At 71.6% G+C, this 17,917-nt stretch carries 14 protein-coding genes; 12 read left to right on the top strand and 2 right to left on the bottom strand.

Features of this window, described 5'->3' with window-relative positions:
- The first annotated feature begins 1 nt into the window (after position 1).
- Genes G6O68_RS11345 through G6O68_RS11335 form a run of 3 tightly spaced genes read left to right on the top strand, consistent with a single transcriptional unit; the run spans position 2 to position 1,765 of the window.
- On the top strand, positions 2–550 hold the full coding sequence (locus tag G6O68_RS11345) for an RNA polymerase sigma factor (protein ID WP_165247731.1): 549 nt from the start codon (positions 2–4) through the stop codon (positions 548–550).
- On the top strand, positions 543–1,133 hold the full coding sequence (locus G6O68_RS11340; RefSeq protein ID WP_165247729.1) for a hypothetical protein: 591 nt from the start codon (positions 543–545) through the stop codon (positions 1,131–1,133). The genes G6O68_RS11345 and G6O68_RS11340 overlap by 8 nt, the downstream gene beginning before the upstream one ends.
- Before the next feature lie 56 nt (positions 1,134–1,189).
- Entirely contained in the window at positions 1,190–1,765 is a 576-nt protein-coding gene (locus G6O68_RS11335; RefSeq protein ID WP_165247727.1) for a hypothetical protein, read from the top strand.
- A 1-nt stretch (position 1,766) separates the two neighbouring features.
- Here G6O68_RS11335 and G6O68_RS11330 read toward each other — a convergent pair whose 3' ends face one another.
- Complete coding sequence (locus tag G6O68_RS11330; RefSeq protein ID WP_165247725.1) at positions 1,767–2,663, bottom strand: metallophosphoesterase family protein; 897 nt, start codon at positions 2,661–2,663, stop codon at positions 1,767–1,769.
- A 50-nt stretch (positions 2,664–2,713) separates the two neighbouring features.
- A complete protein-coding gene (locus G6O68_RS11325; protein ID WP_165247723.1) occupies positions 2,714–3,556 on the bottom strand; it encodes a CPBP family intramembrane glutamic endopeptidase in 843 nt (280 codons plus the stop codon).
- Positions 3,557–3,939: 383 nt separating this feature from the next.
- Between G6O68_RS11325 and G6O68_RS11320 the strand changes: the two genes are divergently transcribed.
- The 9 genes from G6O68_RS11320 (at position 3,940) to G6O68_RS11280 (ending at position 17,865) form a co-directional block, all read left to right on the top strand.
- Entirely contained in the window at positions 3,940–5,211 is a 1,272-nt protein-coding gene (locus G6O68_RS11320) for a cytochrome c (RefSeq protein WP_240911127.1), read from the top strand.
- Positions 5,212–5,339: 128 nt separating this feature from the next.
- The gene (locus G6O68_RS11315; protein WP_165247721.1) at positions 5,340–6,170 is read left to right on the top strand and encodes a cytochrome c oxidase subunit II; all 831 of its coding nucleotides are present in this window, start codon (positions 5,340–5,342) and stop codon (positions 6,168–6,170) included.
- Complete coding sequence (locus tag G6O68_RS11310; protein ID WP_165247719.1) at positions 6,167–7,978, top strand: cytochrome c oxidase subunit I; 1,812 nt, start codon at positions 6,167–6,169, stop codon at positions 7,976–7,978. Before G6O68_RS11315 ends, G6O68_RS11310 begins: the two co-directional genes overlap by 4 nt.
- 97 nt (positions 7,979–8,075) lie before the next feature.
- Positions 8,076–9,071: a COX15/CtaA family protein gene (locus G6O68_RS11305; protein ID WP_165247717.1), complete on the top strand. Its 996-nt coding sequence runs from the start codon at positions 8,076–8,078 to the stop codon at positions 9,069–9,071.
- The gene (gene cyoE, locus G6O68_RS11300) at positions 9,068–9,997 is read left to right on the top strand and encodes a heme o synthase (protein WP_240911126.1); all 930 of its coding nucleotides are present in this window, start codon (positions 9,068–9,070) and stop codon (positions 9,995–9,997) included. The genes G6O68_RS11305 and cyoE overlap by 4 nt, the downstream gene beginning before the upstream one ends.
- A 24-nt stretch (positions 9,998–10,021) precedes the next feature.
- Positions 10,022–10,981, top strand: a complete 960-nt coding sequence (locus G6O68_RS11295) for a cytochrome c oxidase subunit 3 (protein WP_165247715.1) — start codon at positions 10,022–10,024, stop codon at positions 10,979–10,981.
- Between the two features lie 48 nt (positions 10,982–11,029).
- Positions 11,030–11,431, top strand: coding sequence for a cytochrome C oxidase subunit IV family protein (locus G6O68_RS11290; protein ID WP_165247713.1), 402 nt, complete (start codon positions 11,030–11,032; stop codon positions 11,429–11,431).
- A 141-nt stretch (positions 11,432–11,572) separates the two neighbouring features.
- Positions 11,573–12,733: a DUF420 domain-containing protein gene (locus tag G6O68_RS11285; protein ID WP_165247711.1), complete on the top strand. Its 1,161-nt coding sequence runs from the start codon at positions 11,573–11,575 to the stop codon at positions 12,731–12,733.
- A gap of 239 nt (positions 12,734–12,972) precedes the next feature.
- Positions 12,973–17,865 carry a Calx-beta domain-containing protein gene (locus G6O68_RS11280; RefSeq protein WP_165247709.1) on the top strand — a complete coding sequence of 1,631 codons (4,893 nt, stop codon included), beginning with the start codon at positions 12,973–12,975 and terminating at the stop codon, positions 17,863–17,865.
- Positions 17,866–17,917: the final 52 nt, after the last annotated feature.

Here is a 17,917-nt window from a genome sequence, read left to right as displayed (position 1 = left end):
CATGGATCACGACTCGGACGAGATCGATCGGGAACTTCTGGTGATCCGCTGCCGTCGCGGGGAGCGGGCCGCGTTCGAGGAGCTGATCCGGGCCTGGGAGCGCAGGCTCTTCGTGTTCATCCGGAAGCTCGTGTCGGACGAGGAGGAGGCCTGGCAGATCCTCCAGGAGGTCTGGCTGCAGGTCCTTCGCGGGATCGCGGGCCTCCGCGACCCTCGCCGGCTGCCGGTCTGGCTTTATCAGGTCGCTCGGAACACGGTGATGTCGCACTACCGCCGGGAATACGCCCGGGCCGGGCGGCTCGACGTCGACGTGCCGGGCGAGCCGGACTCGGGGGGCGGGTTCGACGACGCCGAGCTGGTCCATCACGGCCTGACAAGGCTGGCCCTGCCCGATCGCGAGGTCCTGACCCTGTACTTCCTGAACGACCTCAGCATCGCCGAGACGGCCGAGGTGCTCGGGATCCCCCCGGGCACGGTCAAGTCCCGGCTGTATCGGGCCAAGCGGGCGCTTCGCGACGCGATCGGCCCCGAAGGAGGTTCGCATGACTGAGCGGAAGACCGAGCGGCCCGAAGGGTTTGTGGACCTCGAATTGCGGGATCCCGAGCTGCGCCAGCGTTTCGATTCCCTCCTCGGCGCCCAGCTGGGGGCGACCTGGCCGTTGGGGAGGACCGCCCGATACGTGCTGATCGCGACGGCGGGGCTGGCGGGGTTCGTCGTGGCGGGTTCGCTGGCCCTGACGGAGCCGGCGACCACGCCGACGGCGGTCCGGGGCCTGCTGGGTATGTTCGCGCTGTTCGGGCTGGGCTGGGCGGCCTTCGCCGTCTGGGCGCTGGCCCGACGTCGGGGGGGGTTCTCGACCGAGCGTCTGGTCGCCTCGCGGATCGCGATGGGGTTCACGCTCGCGGCGCTGCTCGGGCTGGGCCTGGCGGCGACGACCCTGGGCAAGGGGGCGGAGTCGGGCCCGATGCTCGCCGCGGCGCTCGGGTTCCTCATCCTGGCGGCGGTCGGATCGACGCACGCCCGGATCGAGGAGGCGGAGCTGGCGATCCGGGAGCAACTCCTCCGGCTGGAATCCCGTATAATCAAGGCGGAGGGGGCGGGACGTGCCCAGGCCCCCGGCCCAGGTTCCTGAAGACGGCGGCGGGCCCGCCCGAATGCGGCCCCCGGTCGCGAAGGATGACGACCCGAATGAACCGACTTCGCGAACGACTCTCGGGCCTGGCGGACGCCCGTCGACACGTCCACCTGACCCGACGGGTCGCCGGCGACTGGGACGTCACGGGGCTCGTCCTGGCCGTGGGCCGTCGCCTCGTCCTGCTCCACCAGACGCGGGACTTCCAGCTCGACGGGTACGTCCTGCTGCCCCTCCGCGACATCGCCCGGGTCCGCTGCACGGCCGTCGACCGCTTCGCCGAGAAGGTGCTGGCCGGCGAAGGCCTGATGGAGAACGTCGGCGCGGACTGGGACGTCCCGCTCGACGACCCCTCGCGGGCCCTGGCCGCCCTGAAGCGCCGTGGGGACTACATCGTGATCGAGTGCGAGAGCCGGTTCGCCCCCGAGGACGACGACTTCCTGATCGGCCCGGTCGTGGGCCTGACCGACCACGAAGTCGCCATGCGGATCTTCGCCCCCGACGGCCGCTGGGAGCGCGACCGCTCCTACGTCATGCTGGACACGATCACCCAGATCCAGTTCGACACGCCGTACATCAACGCCTTCCGCAAGTACCTGGCCTCGCCGCCGCTGCCGCGTCAGCGCGACTAGGTCACCCGCCGGGCCGGCCGAAGAAGCCGGGGCGCGACGCCAGCCGCCGCTCCTCCCAGCCCTCGCCGGTCCAGGCGTGGTGGATCACGTCCACGTCGGGGCCGTCCAGGAGGATCTCCAGGTAGCCGGGTGGATTCTTCCCGGTCGCGTCGTGCATCAACGGGGCGCCGGCGTTCAGACAGAGTTCCTCGGGGACGGCGGGCGGAGTGAACGCCCAGGCGTGGTGGACGTGGCCGCAGCAGTAGAGGTGCGGGCCGAGCGTCGCCAGCCAGTCGGCGAGCCGGGGGGCTTCGTCCAGGCGCTTCCAGAAGAGGTCGTCGCGGAGGCCGGACGGGGCGTCGGTCGGGTAGTGGCAGGCGACGATCAGACGGTCGATCGACCCGCGATGCTCCTCCCACAAGACGCGGGCGGCGTCGAGCTGCGCCTCGGGCAGATAGCCTCGCGCGTGGAGCGCGGCGCGGGTGGGGTCGAGCCCGAGGATCGCCGTGCGGTCGGCGATGAAGCGGATCCAGGGGAACTCGGGCGCGCCCATGTAGCGGCCGAACGCGCGCTCGAAGTGTTTCTCGCGGAAGGCGATCCGGGTGTAGCGGTCGTGATTGCCGGGGAGGACCGTCGCGCGTTCGGGGTCGCGCAGCAAGGGCGCGAGGGCGTCGTGGGCCTGGCGGAACTCGGCGGTCAGGGCGGTGGTCGTCAGGTCGCCGGTGATGAGGACGTGGTCGGGTTCGGCCGCCTCGATCCGCTCGACGACGTGCGCCAGCCGCTCCAGCCGGAAACGACGCGCCCGGCCCGCCAGCAGCGAGGCCATGCCGACGGCCCGCTTGTTCAGCAGCCGCAGGGGGTTGAACTCGTGCTTCCAGACGTGCACGTCGGAGACGTGGATCAGGCGGAGGGGGGGCAAGGCGGTGGGGCCTCGAAGCGGGGCGACGGTTGCTCAAAGGGCCTCGGGCGTCAACCGTCCCAGCCGACCCAGCCGACGAGGACATCGTACGCCGTGTGGGCGCCGACCGCGATGCCGAACCCTCGGAGGATGAAGACCCAGGCGAAGAAGACGCCGGCCATCCACCGGAAGATGAAGGCGAACCAGGTGAAGGCCTCGCCCGGGTTGCCCGCGTGGTGGGCCAGCGAGAACAGCAGCGCCGAGCCCGTCACCGCCAGGGCGCTGGAGAGGACCTGGGGGGTCTGGAGCATCCGCAGGGCATAGAAGAGGACGGGGACGAGCAGGAGCCGGAAGAGGGCCTCCTCGTAGACCCCGGCGCCCAGATAGCCGATCAGTTGCACGGCGGTCCCGTCGGGCGGCCCCGGGACCTGGAGGAGCAAGGAGGATGGCGGCGGGGTGCGTTCCATCAGGTCGAAGCCCAGGTCCACCAGGCGGCTGACCCCCACCAGGGCGACCGCCAGGACGAGGCTCTCGACGACCATTCCGGCGACCACCATCGGCGAGAACTTCCAGCCCTTGGGCTGGCAGGCCTGCCAGGCGAGGAGGACCAGGAAGAGCGAGAGCGGCAGCAGCCAGTGGTCGGTGAGTCCGGCCGCCGCCAGGCTCTGGCGGATCCAGGCGTCGGCCCCGGTGCGGAGCGAAGTGGCCGACGCACCGCCGAGCCAGACCACGCCGAACTCATACGCGAGCACGACGGGGGCGACCAAAACGAGCGAGGGGAGCGGCTTGCGGGTGGCGGCCCAGTAACCCGGGGTATCCTCGACGGGCTCGACGAAGACGAGTCGGCGCATCTTCCGGCCGCGGTCGACCCGGGGCCTCGGCTCGGCGTCCGCGAAGTCTTTGATGGACTTCATAGGCGTCCCCCCTCGTTCAACGCCCGGCCCGGCCGGCCGCATTCGGTCGGGGCGCGAGAGCCTGCTTTCGTGCGGAACAGTCGTAGCATTCGAACTCGTCGAACCCGACGAAATCGGCGTCCGACTTGTTGGCGTCGGGGCGGGCCGCTACGATGACTTTACCATACGGACGAGGCGTCAGCCCGACGGCTCAGGGGGCCGGCCCGAAAACCTCCGCTTCCCGAACCCCGCCCCCCGCTCGAAGCTCGACCGCGACGCGAACGGCCGCCGACGACGGGACGCCCCGTCCGTCGAGCGTGCGTCGGACGCCCGACGCGGCCCGCGAGGCCGCGACGCAGCGGCCCCGGATCGCCCGTCGCGTAGGTAACCAGGGAGAAGACGGCGTGATCGTGCGACGGTGCATCCGGCTCGGCCTCGGACTTTCGATTCTGCTGACGACGGCGGCCGGGTGCTCGGACGCGGATCTCACCGGCCCGATCGTCTACGAGGAGCAGCCGGCGATGTCCCGCGAGGTCGAGGGCAAGGCCCACCTCGCCGGCAAGCCGAGGATCCAGGAGAAGGCCCGCAAGACCCTCGCGCGGCTGTACGGCCCCTCGCCGAAGGAGATCCACGTCCCCGAGGGGGCGCCGCTTTCCAAGGACGAGCAAGGCCGCCTCGGCGTCCTGCTGGCGAACCACGTCCAGACGGCCCAGGGGCCCGAGAAGCTGCCGCACGCCGGCGGCTACGGCCTCTACCGTCGCCATTGCCTGCACTGCCACGGCGTCTCCGGCGCGGGCGACGGGCCGACGGCCCCATTCCTCTTCCCCCTCCCCCGCGACTTCCGCCGCGGCCTGTTCAAGTTCACCTCCACCCCCAACGGCGCGCGTCCGGAGCGCGACGACCTGCGGCGGACGATCCGCGACGGCCTCCACGGCACGTCGATGCCGGCGTTCGAGGCGCTCCTCACGAAGAAGGAGATCGAGCAGGTCGTCGATTACGTGACCTTCCTGAGCCTCCGGGGCGAGACCGAGCTGGCCCTGATCGAGGAAGGCTTCATCGCCGACGACGAGGACGAGGACGCCCTGGAGGACGACATCGTCGACGAGTTGGTGCAGTCGGTCTTCGGCAAGTGGGAGGACGCGGCCGACACCGTCGTCGACCCGCCCGTGCCGCGCACGCCGCCGTCGCCCGAGAGCGTGGCCCGGGGGCGGGAGCTGTTCCTGGGCCGGACCAAGGAGAAGCTGGAGTGCGCCGGCTGCCACGGGGCCAAGGGCCTGGGCGACGGCCCGAGCTTCGTCGACGTGGACGTGTTCAATCGGGTCGTCTTCGGCGGCGACCCGAGCAAGATGCCCGAGCGGGTGGCGAAGCTCGACGAGAAGGCCCGGGAGCTGTGGAAGCAGAAGCTCGACGAGTGGGGCAACCCGCTCCGCCCGGCGAACCTGTCGCGGGCGGTGTACAAGGGGGGCCGGCGGCCGATCGACCTGTACTGGCGGATCGCCAAGGGGATCACCGGGGCCCAGATGCCCGCCCACTACCCGGGGATCGACCACGCCCAGATCTGGGACCTCGTGAACTTCGTGCTCGCCCTGCCGTATCAGCCCGAGCTGCTGGACGACGCGCCGGCCCCCGCCGCCGCCGAGGGGGTGGCCGCCGACGCCCCGGCGGTCCGGCGATGATGAGTTGACCCGACCCCGGCGTCCCAGCCCGACGCCCCGTCTCGATTGACGTTCGAGTCTCCGGCCCGCCCGCGCCCGCCTCGCGACCCGCGGCGGCCGGGGACGCCCGACCGTGGGAGCCCCCTTTTTTGCGATACTGGAGCCTGATCTTCGCGCTCGCGGCCGTCTTCAGCGTCGGCGCGTTCGCCTACGCGCCGTTCTCGGCCGACTGGTGGCTCCCGAACCCCGCCGGGGAGCCCTACCACTCGGTCTCGACGTTCGGCCGCGAGATCGACGCGCTGTTCCTCATCATCCTGGTCCTCACCGGCGCGGTGTTCATCGGGACCCAGGCGGCCCTGGTCTGGGCCCAGTTCCGCTACGCCGACCGGATCGGCGAGGACGGCCTGCCGGTCCGCCCGGCGCAGTACTTCCACGGCAGCCAGCGGCTGGAGGTGATCTGGACCGTCATCCCGGCCGGGATCCTCGTCTTCCTGGCCCTCTACCAGATGGACACCTGGGCGAAGATCAAGTTCCGGTCGGCCTCGCCGAGGACCCCGGTCCTGGCCGAGGTGACCGGCCGGCAGTTCCAGTGGGCGATGAAGTACCCCGGGCCCGACGGCCGGCTGGGGACGCCCGACGACCTCTTCACGGTGAACGACCTCCACCTGGTCAAGGACCAGACGGCGCTCATCCACCTGAAGTCGGCCGACGTGATCCATTCGTTCTTCCTCCCCCAGATGCGGATCAAGCAGGACGCCGTCCCCGGCATGGCGATCCCCGTCTGGTTCGACTGCGACCGCGCGGGGCGGTTCGAGCTGGCCTGCGCCGAGCTCTGCGGCTGGGGCCATTACAAGATGCGGGGCGACGTGGTGGTGCACGAGACCGAGGCCGAGTTCCAGGCCTGGCAGGCGGCCAAGCTCGCCGAGCAGGGCCGGAGCCAGATCGCCGGGGCGGACGAACCGGAAGGGGACGACCGATGAGCGCGGGTCCGAACGCGACCGAGCCGAATCCGCACGACCACATCCCCGCGGCGGCCTCCAACTTCCTGACGCGGTACGTCTTCTCGACCGACCACAAGGTCATCGGCGTGCAATTCCTGTTCTCCAGCCTGTTCTTCTTCGCCGTCGGCGGCCTGATGGCGATGGTGATCCGCTGGCAGCTCGCCTGGCCGTGGAAGCCGGTGCCCATCCTCTCGCAGTGGCTCTGGTCGAGCCCCGGCCTCGGCGGCCAGATGCCGCCGGAGTTCTACAACAAGCTGTTCACGATGCACGCGACGATCATGATCTTCTTCGTGATCATCCCGCTGTTGACCGGCGCGTTCGGCAACTTCCTGATCCCGCTGATGATCGGCGCGCGGGACATGGCGTTCCCGAAGCTGAACATGTTCTCGTACTGGATTATGTGGCCCGGCTTCGTCCTGATCACGCTCTCGTTCTTCGTCGAAGGCGGCGCGGCCGAGGCCGGATGGACGAGCTACCCGCCGCTGGCGACCGCCGCGCGATCGACGCCGGGGTCGCTCAACGGCCAGACCTACTGGCTGCTGGCGTTGCTCTGCGCCGGGATCTCGTCGCTGACCGGCTCGATCAACTACATCACGACGATCGTGATGCTGCGGTCGCCGGGGATGAAGATGTTCCGGATGCCGATGACGGTCTGGGCCCTGTTCATCACGGCCCTGCTCCAGGCGTTCGCGCTGCCGGTGCTGACCTCGGCGCTCCTGATGCAGACGCTCGACCGGCTGGCGGGGACGAACTTCTTCACGCCGGTCGGCGGGGCGGTCGCCAACGCGCCCGCGGCGGTGGGCGGCGGGGCGCCCTTGCTCTGGCAGCACCTGTTCTGGTTTTACTCGCACCCGGCGGTCTACATCATGATCCTGCCGGGGATGGGGATCGCCTCGGACGTGATCTCGACCTTCTCGCGCAAGCCGCTGTTCGGCTACAAGCCGATGGTGATCGCGATGGGGGCGATCGCCGGCCTGGGCTTCATCGTCTGGGGCCACCACATGTTCCAGTCGGGCATGAACCCGGCGCTGGGCGCCACGTTCATGCTGTCGACGATGATGATCGCGCTGCCGTCGGCCATCAAGGTCTTCAACTGGATCGGCACGATGTGGGGGGGGCGGATCCAGTACACGTCGGCGATGCTCAACGCGATGGCGTTCGTCTCGATGTTCATCATCGGCGGGCTGTCGGGGATCTTCATGGCGGCGACGCCGGTGGACATCCACATCCACGACACGTATTTCATCGTCGGCCACATCCACTACGTCCTGTTCGGCGGCAGCACGTTCGCGGTCTTCGCGGGGATCTACTACTGGTTCCCCAAGCTCTTCGGCCGGATGATGAGCGAGCGGTTGGGGCTGATCCACTTCTTCCTGACGTTCCTGTTCTTCAACGGCACCTTCTTCTTCATGCACATCGTCGGCTGGCACGGCCACATGCGGCGGATCGCGGACCCGACGGTTTACGAGTTCTTGAGGACGCCGGGCGTGGTCGGGATGAACCAGTTCATGACGATCTGCGCCTTCGGCCTGGGGGCGTCGCAGCTGATCTTCGCCTGGAACTTCTTCTACAGCCTCGTCGCGGGCCCGGTCGCCGGGCCGAACCCGTGGAAGGCGAATTCGCTGGAATGGGCCACCGCGTCGCCGCCCCCCTACTATAATTTCGAGACGCTGCCGCGGGTGTATCACCCCCCCTACGAGTTCAGCGTGCCGGGGGGCGAGGACGACTTCCTCCCCCAGACCACCCCCCTGCCCGACAACATCACCCTGGACCCGGTCATGGCGTGACGCGCGTCGCGTCCGCCTTCGCCCCGTTCCGTCCGGCCCGCTCCTCTTCCGGGAGTCCCAACCGGGGCGACGCCCGAGGTCGCCCCGACTCGATGCCATGACGAACACCAGCCCGAATCCGGAATCCGCCCGCTCGCCGAGCTACCGCCCCGCCCCGCACTGGGCGGCCGTGCTGGCGGCGGTCTTCACGCTGCCGCTCTTGTACGTGGGCGGCACGGTGACCACCTACCGCGTCGGCATGGCCGTCCCCGATTGGCCGCAGACGTTCGGCGTGAACATGTTCCTCTACAACTTCTGGAACGCCCCGTTCGGCGTCCAGGTCGAGCATACCCACCGGCTCTACGGGGCCGCGGTGGGCCTGGCGACGCTCCTGCTGTGCGCCTGGCTCTTCGCCCGCGAGAGGCGGGGATGGGTCAAAGCTCTCGCCGCGACCGCGCTGGCGATCGTGATCGTCCAGGGGCTCCTGGGCGGGTTCCGCGTCACGCAGAATTCGACCTCGCTGGCCGCGCTGCACGGCTGCCTGGGCCAGGTCTTCTTCGCCCTGACCGTCGCCCTGGCGACCATGACCGGCCGCGACTGGCTGAGCGACGCCGAGCCGACCCCGGACGCGAAGGGGGTGCGGCGGCTCTCGCTGATCGTCCTGGCCCTGATCGTCGCCCAGATCGCCCTCGGCGCGTGGGTGCGGCACTTCAGCGGCCTGGCCGCGGCCGTCTTCCACGGGGTCGTCGGCACGGCGATCCTGGGGGTGGCGGCGCACCTGTTCGTGAACGTGAAGCGCCACGAGCCGCCGAAGCCCTCGCTGCGGTCGGCGACGCGGACGGTCGAGGTCCTGGCGGGGCTGCAGATCCTGCTGGGCTTCGCCTCGTTCTACGCCCTCTGGCCGTTCGACGGCATGCCGCGCGTGGTGGCCTTCTACTCGGCCGTCGTCCGGACCGTCCACCAGACCAACGGCGCGGTGCTGCTGGCCGCGTCGGTCGTCGCGGCCCTGCGGGCGTTCCGCCACCTCGGCCCGTCGCCGGCCCCGTCGCCGAGCCTTGCCGCATCCCCGTCTTCGTCCCCGTCCGTCCCGGTCGATCTGGAGGTCGTCGCTTGAAATCCGCCTCGCTGGGCGAGTCCGCCCTCGCCGCCCCCGCCGACGTCGTCGCCCTGGACGAGGTCGGCGGCAAGACGTCGGCGTACATCTCCCTGACCAAGCCGCGCATCGTGCTGATGGTGCTGATCACGGTGGGCGTGGGCTTCCTGCTCGGCGCCCGCGGCAGCGCGCATCCGGCGACGCTGGCGGCGGCCCTGATCGGCTCGGCGATGGTGGCCGGCGGGGCGAGCGCCCTGAACATGTACCTGGAGCGCGACCGCGACGCCCTCATGAGGCGGACGAAGCGGAGGGCGCTGCCGACCGGCCGCCTCACGCCGATGGAGGCGGCGGGCTTCGGCGTGGCCCTCGGGCTGGGCGGGACGCTCGTCCTGCTGCTCGGCGCGGGCTCGACCGCCGCCGGCGTGGCCCTGGCGACGTTCCTGCTCTACGTCTTCGTCTACACGCCGATGAAGCCGCTGACGACCCTGAACACGGCCGTCGGCGCCGTCCCCGGCGCCCTGCCGCCGGTGATCGGCTGGACGGCGGCGACCGGCACGCTGAGCGTCGAGGCCTGGACCCTCTTCCTCATCGTCTTCCTCTGGCAGTTCCCGCACTTCCTGGCGATCGCCTGGATCCACCGCGACGACTACGCCCGGGGCGGCATGAAGATGCTCCCCGAGGTCGACCCGGACGGCTCCATGACCGGCCGCCAGGCCGCCCTGCACGCCCTGGCGCTGGTGCCGGCCGGGCTGCTGCCGACCGTCGTCGGCCTGGCCGGGCCGTGGTACTTCGTCGCCGCGCTGGGGCTCGGCCTGTTTTACCTGGCCGCGGCCGTCCGGTTCTGGGCCGACGTCAACGACGCGACCGCCCGCCGGCTGCTCCGGACGTCCATCCTCTACCTGCCGGCCGTCCTGCTGCTGCTCGTGCTCAACCCCCTGCCCGCCTGACCGCGACCCGAGGTTCCCTCCACGATGGCCCCAGCGGACGCCCCGACGCACCCCGCCGCCCCGACCCACCCCGGGGATCGAGCCCACGGACACCCCGCCGCCGACGCGTCCCCCGCGCCGGCGACGCCGGGCAAGGTCGCCATGTGGCTCTTCCTGGCGACCGAGATCATGTTCTTCACGGGCCTGATCGGCTCGTACATCGTCTGCCGGGGGGGGAGCCCGCCCACGGCGTACAGCAACCTCTACCCGCCGACCACCCCGCTGGACCGCCTGGGCGACTCCAAGGGGGTGGTCCTCGGCGCCCCGGGGGCCGACCCCGCGAGGGCCGCCGAGGCCATCGCCGCGGCCACCGGCAAGGGGGAGGCCGCGATCGCCCGGGTCCTCGCCGCCGCCCCCCACGGCGTCGTCAACGGGCTGACGGAGGAGGGCGCGACGAAGCTCGCCGAGGGGCTCAATCGACTGGGGGCGAAGGCCGAGGTCGTCTCGCTCAAGACGTCGAGCTGGCCGAGGCCCTACGACCCGGCGACCAACCCGCTGAGCATCGACCTGACGACGGTGAACACGTTCATCCTCATCTGCTCGTCGGCCACGATGGTCCTGGCGGTCTCGGCCATCCAGCGCGGGCGGAAGGCCAAATGCTCGCTCTATCTGCTCGCCACGGTTGTGCTCGGGGGCGTCTTCCTCGGCGTGCAGGTGTTCGAGTACCACGAGCTGCTGGAGGGGCGGATCTACCCGCCGGGGATCAGCCCGACCGGGCACTTCCGGCCCGGCGTGAGCCTGTTCGCCTCCTGCTTCTTCACCGTGACGGGCTTCCACGGCCTGCACGTCGCGGCCGGGGTCGTCACGCTCCTCCTGGTCTTCCTGGCGTCGCTCACCGGGCGGTTCTCGTCGCGGAACTTCGCGGCCGTCGAGTACGCCGGCCTGTACTGGCACTTCGTCGACGTCGTCTGGATCCTGCTGTTCACGATCGTGTATCTCGTCTGAACCACCCGAGCCGCGCCGAACGAAGCCGGAGCCGAAGGGGACCGAACCATGACCGAAACCGCCGAGCCGACCCTGCCGGTCGCCCCTCCGACCCCGGCGATGGCCGAGGCCGCCGCCCAGGCCGAGGCCCACGCCCCCTACCTGAAGGTGCTGTTCGGGCTGATGGTGCTGACGATCCTGGAGTACGGCTACGCCCGCTTCTTCAAGGACGCGACCGGCCCGCTGGTCTTCGGGCTCGTCCTGATGGCGGCGGTCAAGGCGTCGCTGGTGGGCTGGTACTTCATGCACCTGAAGTTCGAGCGCCTCTGGGTGTTCCTGGTGCTGCTGCCGGCCTGCCTGCTGGCCCTGATCCTGACCGCGCTGCTGTTCCCGGACTTCGTGATGCGGCAGGAGCCGCTCGACGAGCCCGTCCGCCAGGCCCCTCGGGCACCCGCGCCGGCGACGGCCTGAGCCGTCCCGAGAGCCTTCGACCCCGACCTCGACATCAACCCCGGAGGATGCGGGACGTCCCGCCCTCCGCCCCCCTCGATCCTCGACGATCGCCCCGCGTCGCGGGCCTCCCCGCGGCCGACGGGCGCCAGGTGGTGCATCGTGGAATCGGCCTATCGACGCGGCGTTACGATCGTCGGCCTCGCATTCGTCCTGTCCGGGGCCCTCTGCTTCGCCCTCGTCCGCGCCGGCGACGGGCCCCGGCCGGCGGGCCAGGACCTGGGCGACGCGGCCACTCGGCTCGGCTCGTTCCGGCTCGTCGAGCGTTCGGGACGGGCCGTGACCGAGGCGGACTTCGCCGACAAGGTCGGCGTGGCCTCGTTCATCTTCACCCGCTGCAAGCTCTCGTGCCCGCGCATCACCAGCATAATGAAGAGCCTGCAGGAGCAGCTGGCGGGCGACGACGTGCAGCTCGTCAGCCTGTCGGTCGACCCCGAGTACGACACGCCCGAAGTCCTGGGCGAATACGCCCGGCGTTTCGAGGCCGATCCCGAACGCTGGTGGTTCCTGACCGGCGATCGCGACCCGATCCTGAAGATGATCAACGAGAAGTTCCTGCTCACCGCCAAGGTCAACGACGCGCCGGCACCCGACGGCAGCGACGAGGCCGTCATCCACAGCGACCGCCTGGCTCTCATCGACCGGGGCCGGGTCGTCGGCCTGTTCGACACCCACGACCCCCAGGCGCTGGACGACCTGGTGGCGAAGGCCCGCCGGCTGGCCTCGCCGCGGTGGGTGCGGACGCTCCCCGCGGTCAACGCGACGCTCAACGGCCTCTGCACGATCCTGCTGCTCGTCGGCTGGCTGGCCATCGTCCGAGCCCCCGACGCGGCCCTCGCGGCGAGCGAGGCCTCGGCCGACGGGTCGACGGCGGGCTCGCGCCTGGGGGCGTTGCTCCGCAGCCCGGCCACGCGCGGCCACCTGCTGGCGATGGGCCTGGCGCTGCTGACGTCGGCCGTCTTCCTGGGCTGCTACCTGCTCTACCACTTCTTCGCCGGCAGCGTGAAGTTCCCCGGCCACGGCTGGATCCGCTGGCTCTACCTGACGATCCTGACCTCGCACACGATCCTGGCGACCCTTTTCGTCGTCCCCCTCGTGCTGCTCACCGTCCTCCGCGCCCTCAAGGGGGAGTACGCCCGCCACGTCCGGATCGCTCGCGTGGCCTTCCCGATCTGGCTGTACGTCTCGATCACCGGCGTCGTGATCTACCTGATGCTGTATCAGCTCCCGCTGGCGAGCCCCGGCTCGGCGGTCGGCGTCTAATCGCGGCTCACGCGTATCGGGCTCGCCGAATCCGCCGGGAGCCCTTTAAATCCATCCACCCATCCACGCGCAACTGGGATCACTGATGATTTCCGGAAACACGGGCGGACGGAACCGACCCTTTTGACGCCGTTTTCGTAACATGGTCCTAAGTTCTTGGGCCGTCCCGCGTCGTTCCGGCGAGTGTTGGCCGCGTCGAGCGGCCTGGCGGCCCGACCTCCTCCACTGAATCGACCTCCATGCGTCTCCCCCTTGGCCTGCAAGGACGTTCGAGACGGGCTGCCGGGCGCAGGGCGGGGACGCCCCGGCTGGAGTGCGTCGAGCGCCGGATCCTGCCGGCGACGTTCCTGGTGGAGACGACGGCCGACGACGGGCCGGGCTCGCTGCGGTGGGCGCTCTCGCAGGCGGACGCCGACGAGGACGCGGGGCCCAGCCTGATCCGTTTCGCCATCCCCGGCGAAGGTTTGCGGACGATCCGGCTGGAGTCGCCGCTGGCCCCGATCACCCGCCCGGTGCTCATCGAGGGGCGGTCGCAGCCCGGGTACCAGGGCTCCCCCTTGATTCGCCTGGACGGCTCGCACGCGGGGGCGGGGGCGGGCCCGGTGGACGGCCTGGTCGTGGCGGGGGGCCGCAGCGTGGTCGCGGGGCTTGTGATCACCGGCTTCTCGGGGGCCGGGATCGTGCTGACGGGGGGCGGCGGGGACTTCGTGGAGTCGAGCTACGTGGGGCTCGTCCCCGGCGAGGCGACGGCGTCGGGCAACGGCGTGGGGGTGCTGGTGGTCGGCTCGTCGTTCCACACGATCGGCGGGCCGGGCGCGCAGGGGAACGTGATCTCGGGCAATCGCGGGGCCGGCGTCCGGGTGCAGGCGGTCGAGGCGGGGGACGCGGCGAACGTGTCGATACTCGGCAACCGGATCGGGACCGACGGCCTGGGCGGCTCGGCGATCGGCAACGGGTCGGACGGCGTGACGTTCGTCGGGGCGACGGCCGGGCGGATCGCCGGGAACCTGATCTCGGGCAACCTCGGCAACGGCGTCGCGCTGACGGGCCGGTCGAACGGGACCTTCGTCCTCGGCAACGTCTTGGGCCTGACCGCCGACGCGACGGCCGTGCTCGGGAACTTCCGCGACGGCGTCCTGGTCGACGATTCGGGCGACGTCCGGATCGGCGGGCTGACGCCGGGCGAGGGGAACCAGATCGGCGGCAACCGCGGCAGCGGCGTGAACGCCCGGAACGACGCCGGCGGGTTGAAGATCCAGGGCAACCTGATCGGCTCGGACGCGACGGGGACGCGGCGACTCGGCAACCTGCAGGACGGCGTCACGCTGCGTTCGAGCGGCGCGACGGTCGGCGGGGCCGACTCCGGCGCGGGGAATTTGATCGCCTACAACGGCGGGGGGACGACCGGCGCGGGGGTGCAGCTCGTCGGGCTGGCCCGCCACAACGCGATCCTGTCGAACCGGATCTTCGGCAACTCCGGCCTGGGGATCAACCTGGGGAACGGGCCGACCCCCAACCATACCCCGGGCGAGTCCGCCGGCCCGAACGACTGGATCAACTACCCGCTGCTGACCTCGGCCTCCACCGACGGCGTGCGCACCGGGGGCGCGGGCATCCTGATCGGCGAGGCGTCCAAGTCCTACACGATCCAGTTCTTCTGGAGTCGGGAGGTCGACCGCTCGGGCTTCGGCGAGGGCGAACGCCTGCTGGGCTCGATCGCGGCGACCGCCGACGCGAGCGGGCGGGCGAGCTTCACGGCCCCGTTCGTCGGCTCGGCGGAGGGGGGCTTCCTCTCGGCGACGGCCACCGACGCGGCGGGGAACACGTCGGAGTTCTCGCAGTCGATCCTGGTCCGGCCCCAGACGGACCTGAGCGTCGCGATGGTCGCCTCGCCGAGCCACGCCCCGCAAGGCTCGCCCGTGACCTTCACGGCCACGGTGACGAACCGGGGCCACCTCGTCGCCAACGGCGTGAACCTGACGGCCCGGTTCCCCGCGTCGTCCATGATCCTGTCGGCCCAGTCGAGCCAGGGGGTCGTCCTGACGGGCTCGGCATCCGGCCCGGACTCGAACGTCGGGCTGTCGATCGGGTCGCTGGCCCCCGGCGCCACGGCCGTGCTGACCGTCGTCGTGCAGGCCCCGCCCTCGTTCGCCGGCGACCTGACGGGCACGGCGACGGCGACGATGAGCGAGGCCGACTCCCGCCCCGGCGACGAATCGGCGTCCGCCTCCGCCCGCCTGACCGTCGTCGCCGACCTGGCGCTCGCCCTGACCGCGGGCCCGACCTCGGCGTCGCGGGGCGATTCGATGACCTACGTCCTGACCGCCTCGAACGCCGGGCCGGGGACGGCCGCGGATGCGGTCCTGACCCTGCCGATCGGCGATGGGGCGACGTTCCTGGGGGCTTCCGGGTCGCAGGGGACGGGGAGCTTCGCGGCCGGCCGGCTGGTGGTGAGCCTGGGTGCGCTCGCCCCCGGCGGCGTCGCGACGATCTCGGTCGAGCTGCGGGCCGACGCCCAGGGCCTCTACACGACGACGGCCTCGCTCGCGAGCTCCGCGTTCGATCCCGACCTCGGCGACCTGTCGGCGACACTCTCGACCCTCGTCGCCGGCCGGGCCGACCTGAAGCTCGCGATGCAGGCCCCGGCCGCCGCGGCCGACGGCGCGGAGGCGACCTACGTCGTGATGGTGACGAACTCCGGCCCGGACGACGCCCGCAACGTGGTCGTCCTGGACCTGATCCCCTCGCAGTCGACGCTGGTCTCGGCCGCGATCGACGGCGGCTCGGCGTCGTTCGCGAACGGCGTGGTCACCGGCCGGCTCGACCGGCTGGCGAGCGGCGCGACGGCCGCGCTCCGGATCGTCGTCCGGCCCTCGGCGGCTCTGGGGAGCGTCCTGACGAACGCGGCCCGGGTCTCCAGCGACGATTTCGACGCCGACCTGCGCGACAACTCCGCCTGGCGCGAGACCGTCGTCCGCCCGGCGAGCGACCTCGGCGTGACGATCGAGCCGCCCTCGGCCGCGATCCTCCGGGGGCGGTCCGCGAGCTTCCGGGTCCGCGTCGCCAACGCCGGGCCGACGGCCGAGCCGAACGCCCTGCTGACCGTGGCCCCGCCCGCCGGCGCGACCGCCTCGGCCGCCCCGGGCTGGCGAGGCCCCGCGCCGACCACAGCCGACGGCCTGCTGACGTTTCGACTCGGGTCGCTAGCCGTCGGCGCGTCGGTCGAGGTCGAAATCGTCCTGACGCCGGGCGCGTCGCTCGTCGGCCCGATCGAACTCGCCGCGACCGTCCGGGGCGACAACGCGGATCCCGGCCCGTCGGACGACGCGGCGGTCGCGATCGCCACCGTCGAACCCGCAGCCGACCTGGCGGTCTACGTCGCCCCGCCGCGCTTCGCGTACGAGCGGACCGCGTTTTCGTACACGCTCACGGCGGCCAACCTCTCCCCCTGGGCGACCGGCGGGGTCCGGCTCGCGGCTCCGCTCCCCGCCGGGGTCGAGTTCGTCTCGGCCGTCGCGAGCCGGGGGCCGACCCCGGTCCTCGGCGCGGGGGGCGTCGTCGCCTTTTTCGGCGAACTCGCCGGATCCTCGACCGCCACGATGACGATCACGGTGCGGCCGACCACGACGGCCGGGGCCGTCCTGCTGCTCTCGGGGGCGGCGACGAGCGACCTCCCCGACCCGCGCACCGGCAACGACGTCGGCCGCTACGCGGTGACCGTCGCGCCGGCCGTCGACCTCTCGTTGCGGCTCCGCCCCTTGCAACCGGCCGTCGAGCTGGGAGGCGAAGTGACCTGGGTCGCCGAGGTCTGGAACGCCAGCCTGACCACGGCCACCGGCGTCGTGCTGGACATCCCCTACCCCGCCGGCGGAACCTATGTCGGTGCGGCGACCACTCAGGGGAGCATCCAGGCGTCCGCCGATCGCATCGCGGTCGCGTTGGGTACGCTCGCGCCGAGGGGCTCGGCGACTTTCGCGTTCGTGCTCCGTCCCCGGACCTTCGGCGACGCGACGCTGACCGCCATCGTCGCCGCCGACCAGTTCGACTCCAACCCCGACGACGCCCGGGCGACCGCCCGCGTCACGATCGTCGAGCCCCCCGGGACGTTCCGGTTCGCCTCGGCCGAGGTCGTGGCGGCCGAGGATGCGGGGGTCGCCCACGTCGCCGTCGAGCGGGTGGGCGGGGCGCGGGGGACCGTGACCGTCGCCTACCGTACGACCTCGGGCGACGCCAGCCCGGGGATCGACTACCGGCCGGTCTCTGGCGTGCTCACCTTCCAGCCGGGCCAGACGATCGCCTCCATCCCGGTCCCGGTCCTCCCCTACGCCCACAACCGGGGGGACAAGTCCGTCGGGATCGTCCTCGAGTCTCCGACGGCCGGGGCGACGCTGGCGGGCCCGACGTCGGCCCGGATCGTGATCCGCGACCTCGATTCCGACCTCACGCCCCCGAGCGTCGACCGGATCCGGCTCCTGGGCGATCCCTCGTCGATCGTCGGCCTGGCGATCGCCTTCAACGAGCCCCTGAAGCCCGAGGCGGCGCTCGACGGCGCGGCCTACACCCTGTACGACCTCGGCCCCGGCGGCGTCTTCGGCGACGGCGACGACGCCCCGATCGCCTACAAGGCCCCCGGCTACGACCCGGCCACGCGGAACGTCTACTTCACCCCGACCGTCCCGCTGGCCCCGGGCCGGCATTACGCGATCGTCGTCCGGGGCGCGGGGCGATCGGCGGTGACCGACGCGGCCGGAAACGCCCTGGGCGGGGGCGTCGACTTCGTGGGCCTCTTCGCGCGGGGGGCCACGCTCAAGTACACGGATTCGAACGGCGACGCGGTATCGCTCCAGGCGCAGAACGGCGGCTATCTGGACCTGGTCCGCTCGGCGGCCGGCGAGGCCAAGCTGCTCACGCTCCAGGGTGCCGTGCGAGGCCGGACGACGCTCTCGGGGACCGTCACGAAGCCGAGGGTCGGCGGCGACGGCGTCACGGCCATCGACGCCATCGAGGGCCTGGGCTCGTTCGGGGACGTCCGCGTCAGCATGAAAAGCCCGCCGTTCCTCACCCGCGGACTGCCGGTGGCCGTCCCTCGCAACGTCCGCCCGACCCTCGCGCCCCAGTTCCGCCGCCGATGACGAAGGTTCGGGAGGAGGCCTTGCCGCGACGGCCAAACGCCCTTTACCTTGA

The organism is Paludisphaera soli, from assembly GCF_011064595.1.
Taxonomy (GTDB): Bacteria; Planctomycetota; Planctomycetia; order Isosphaerales; family Isosphaeraceae; genus Paludisphaera; species Paludisphaera soli.
This window is presented reverse-complemented; position numbering and strand designations above follow the sequence as displayed.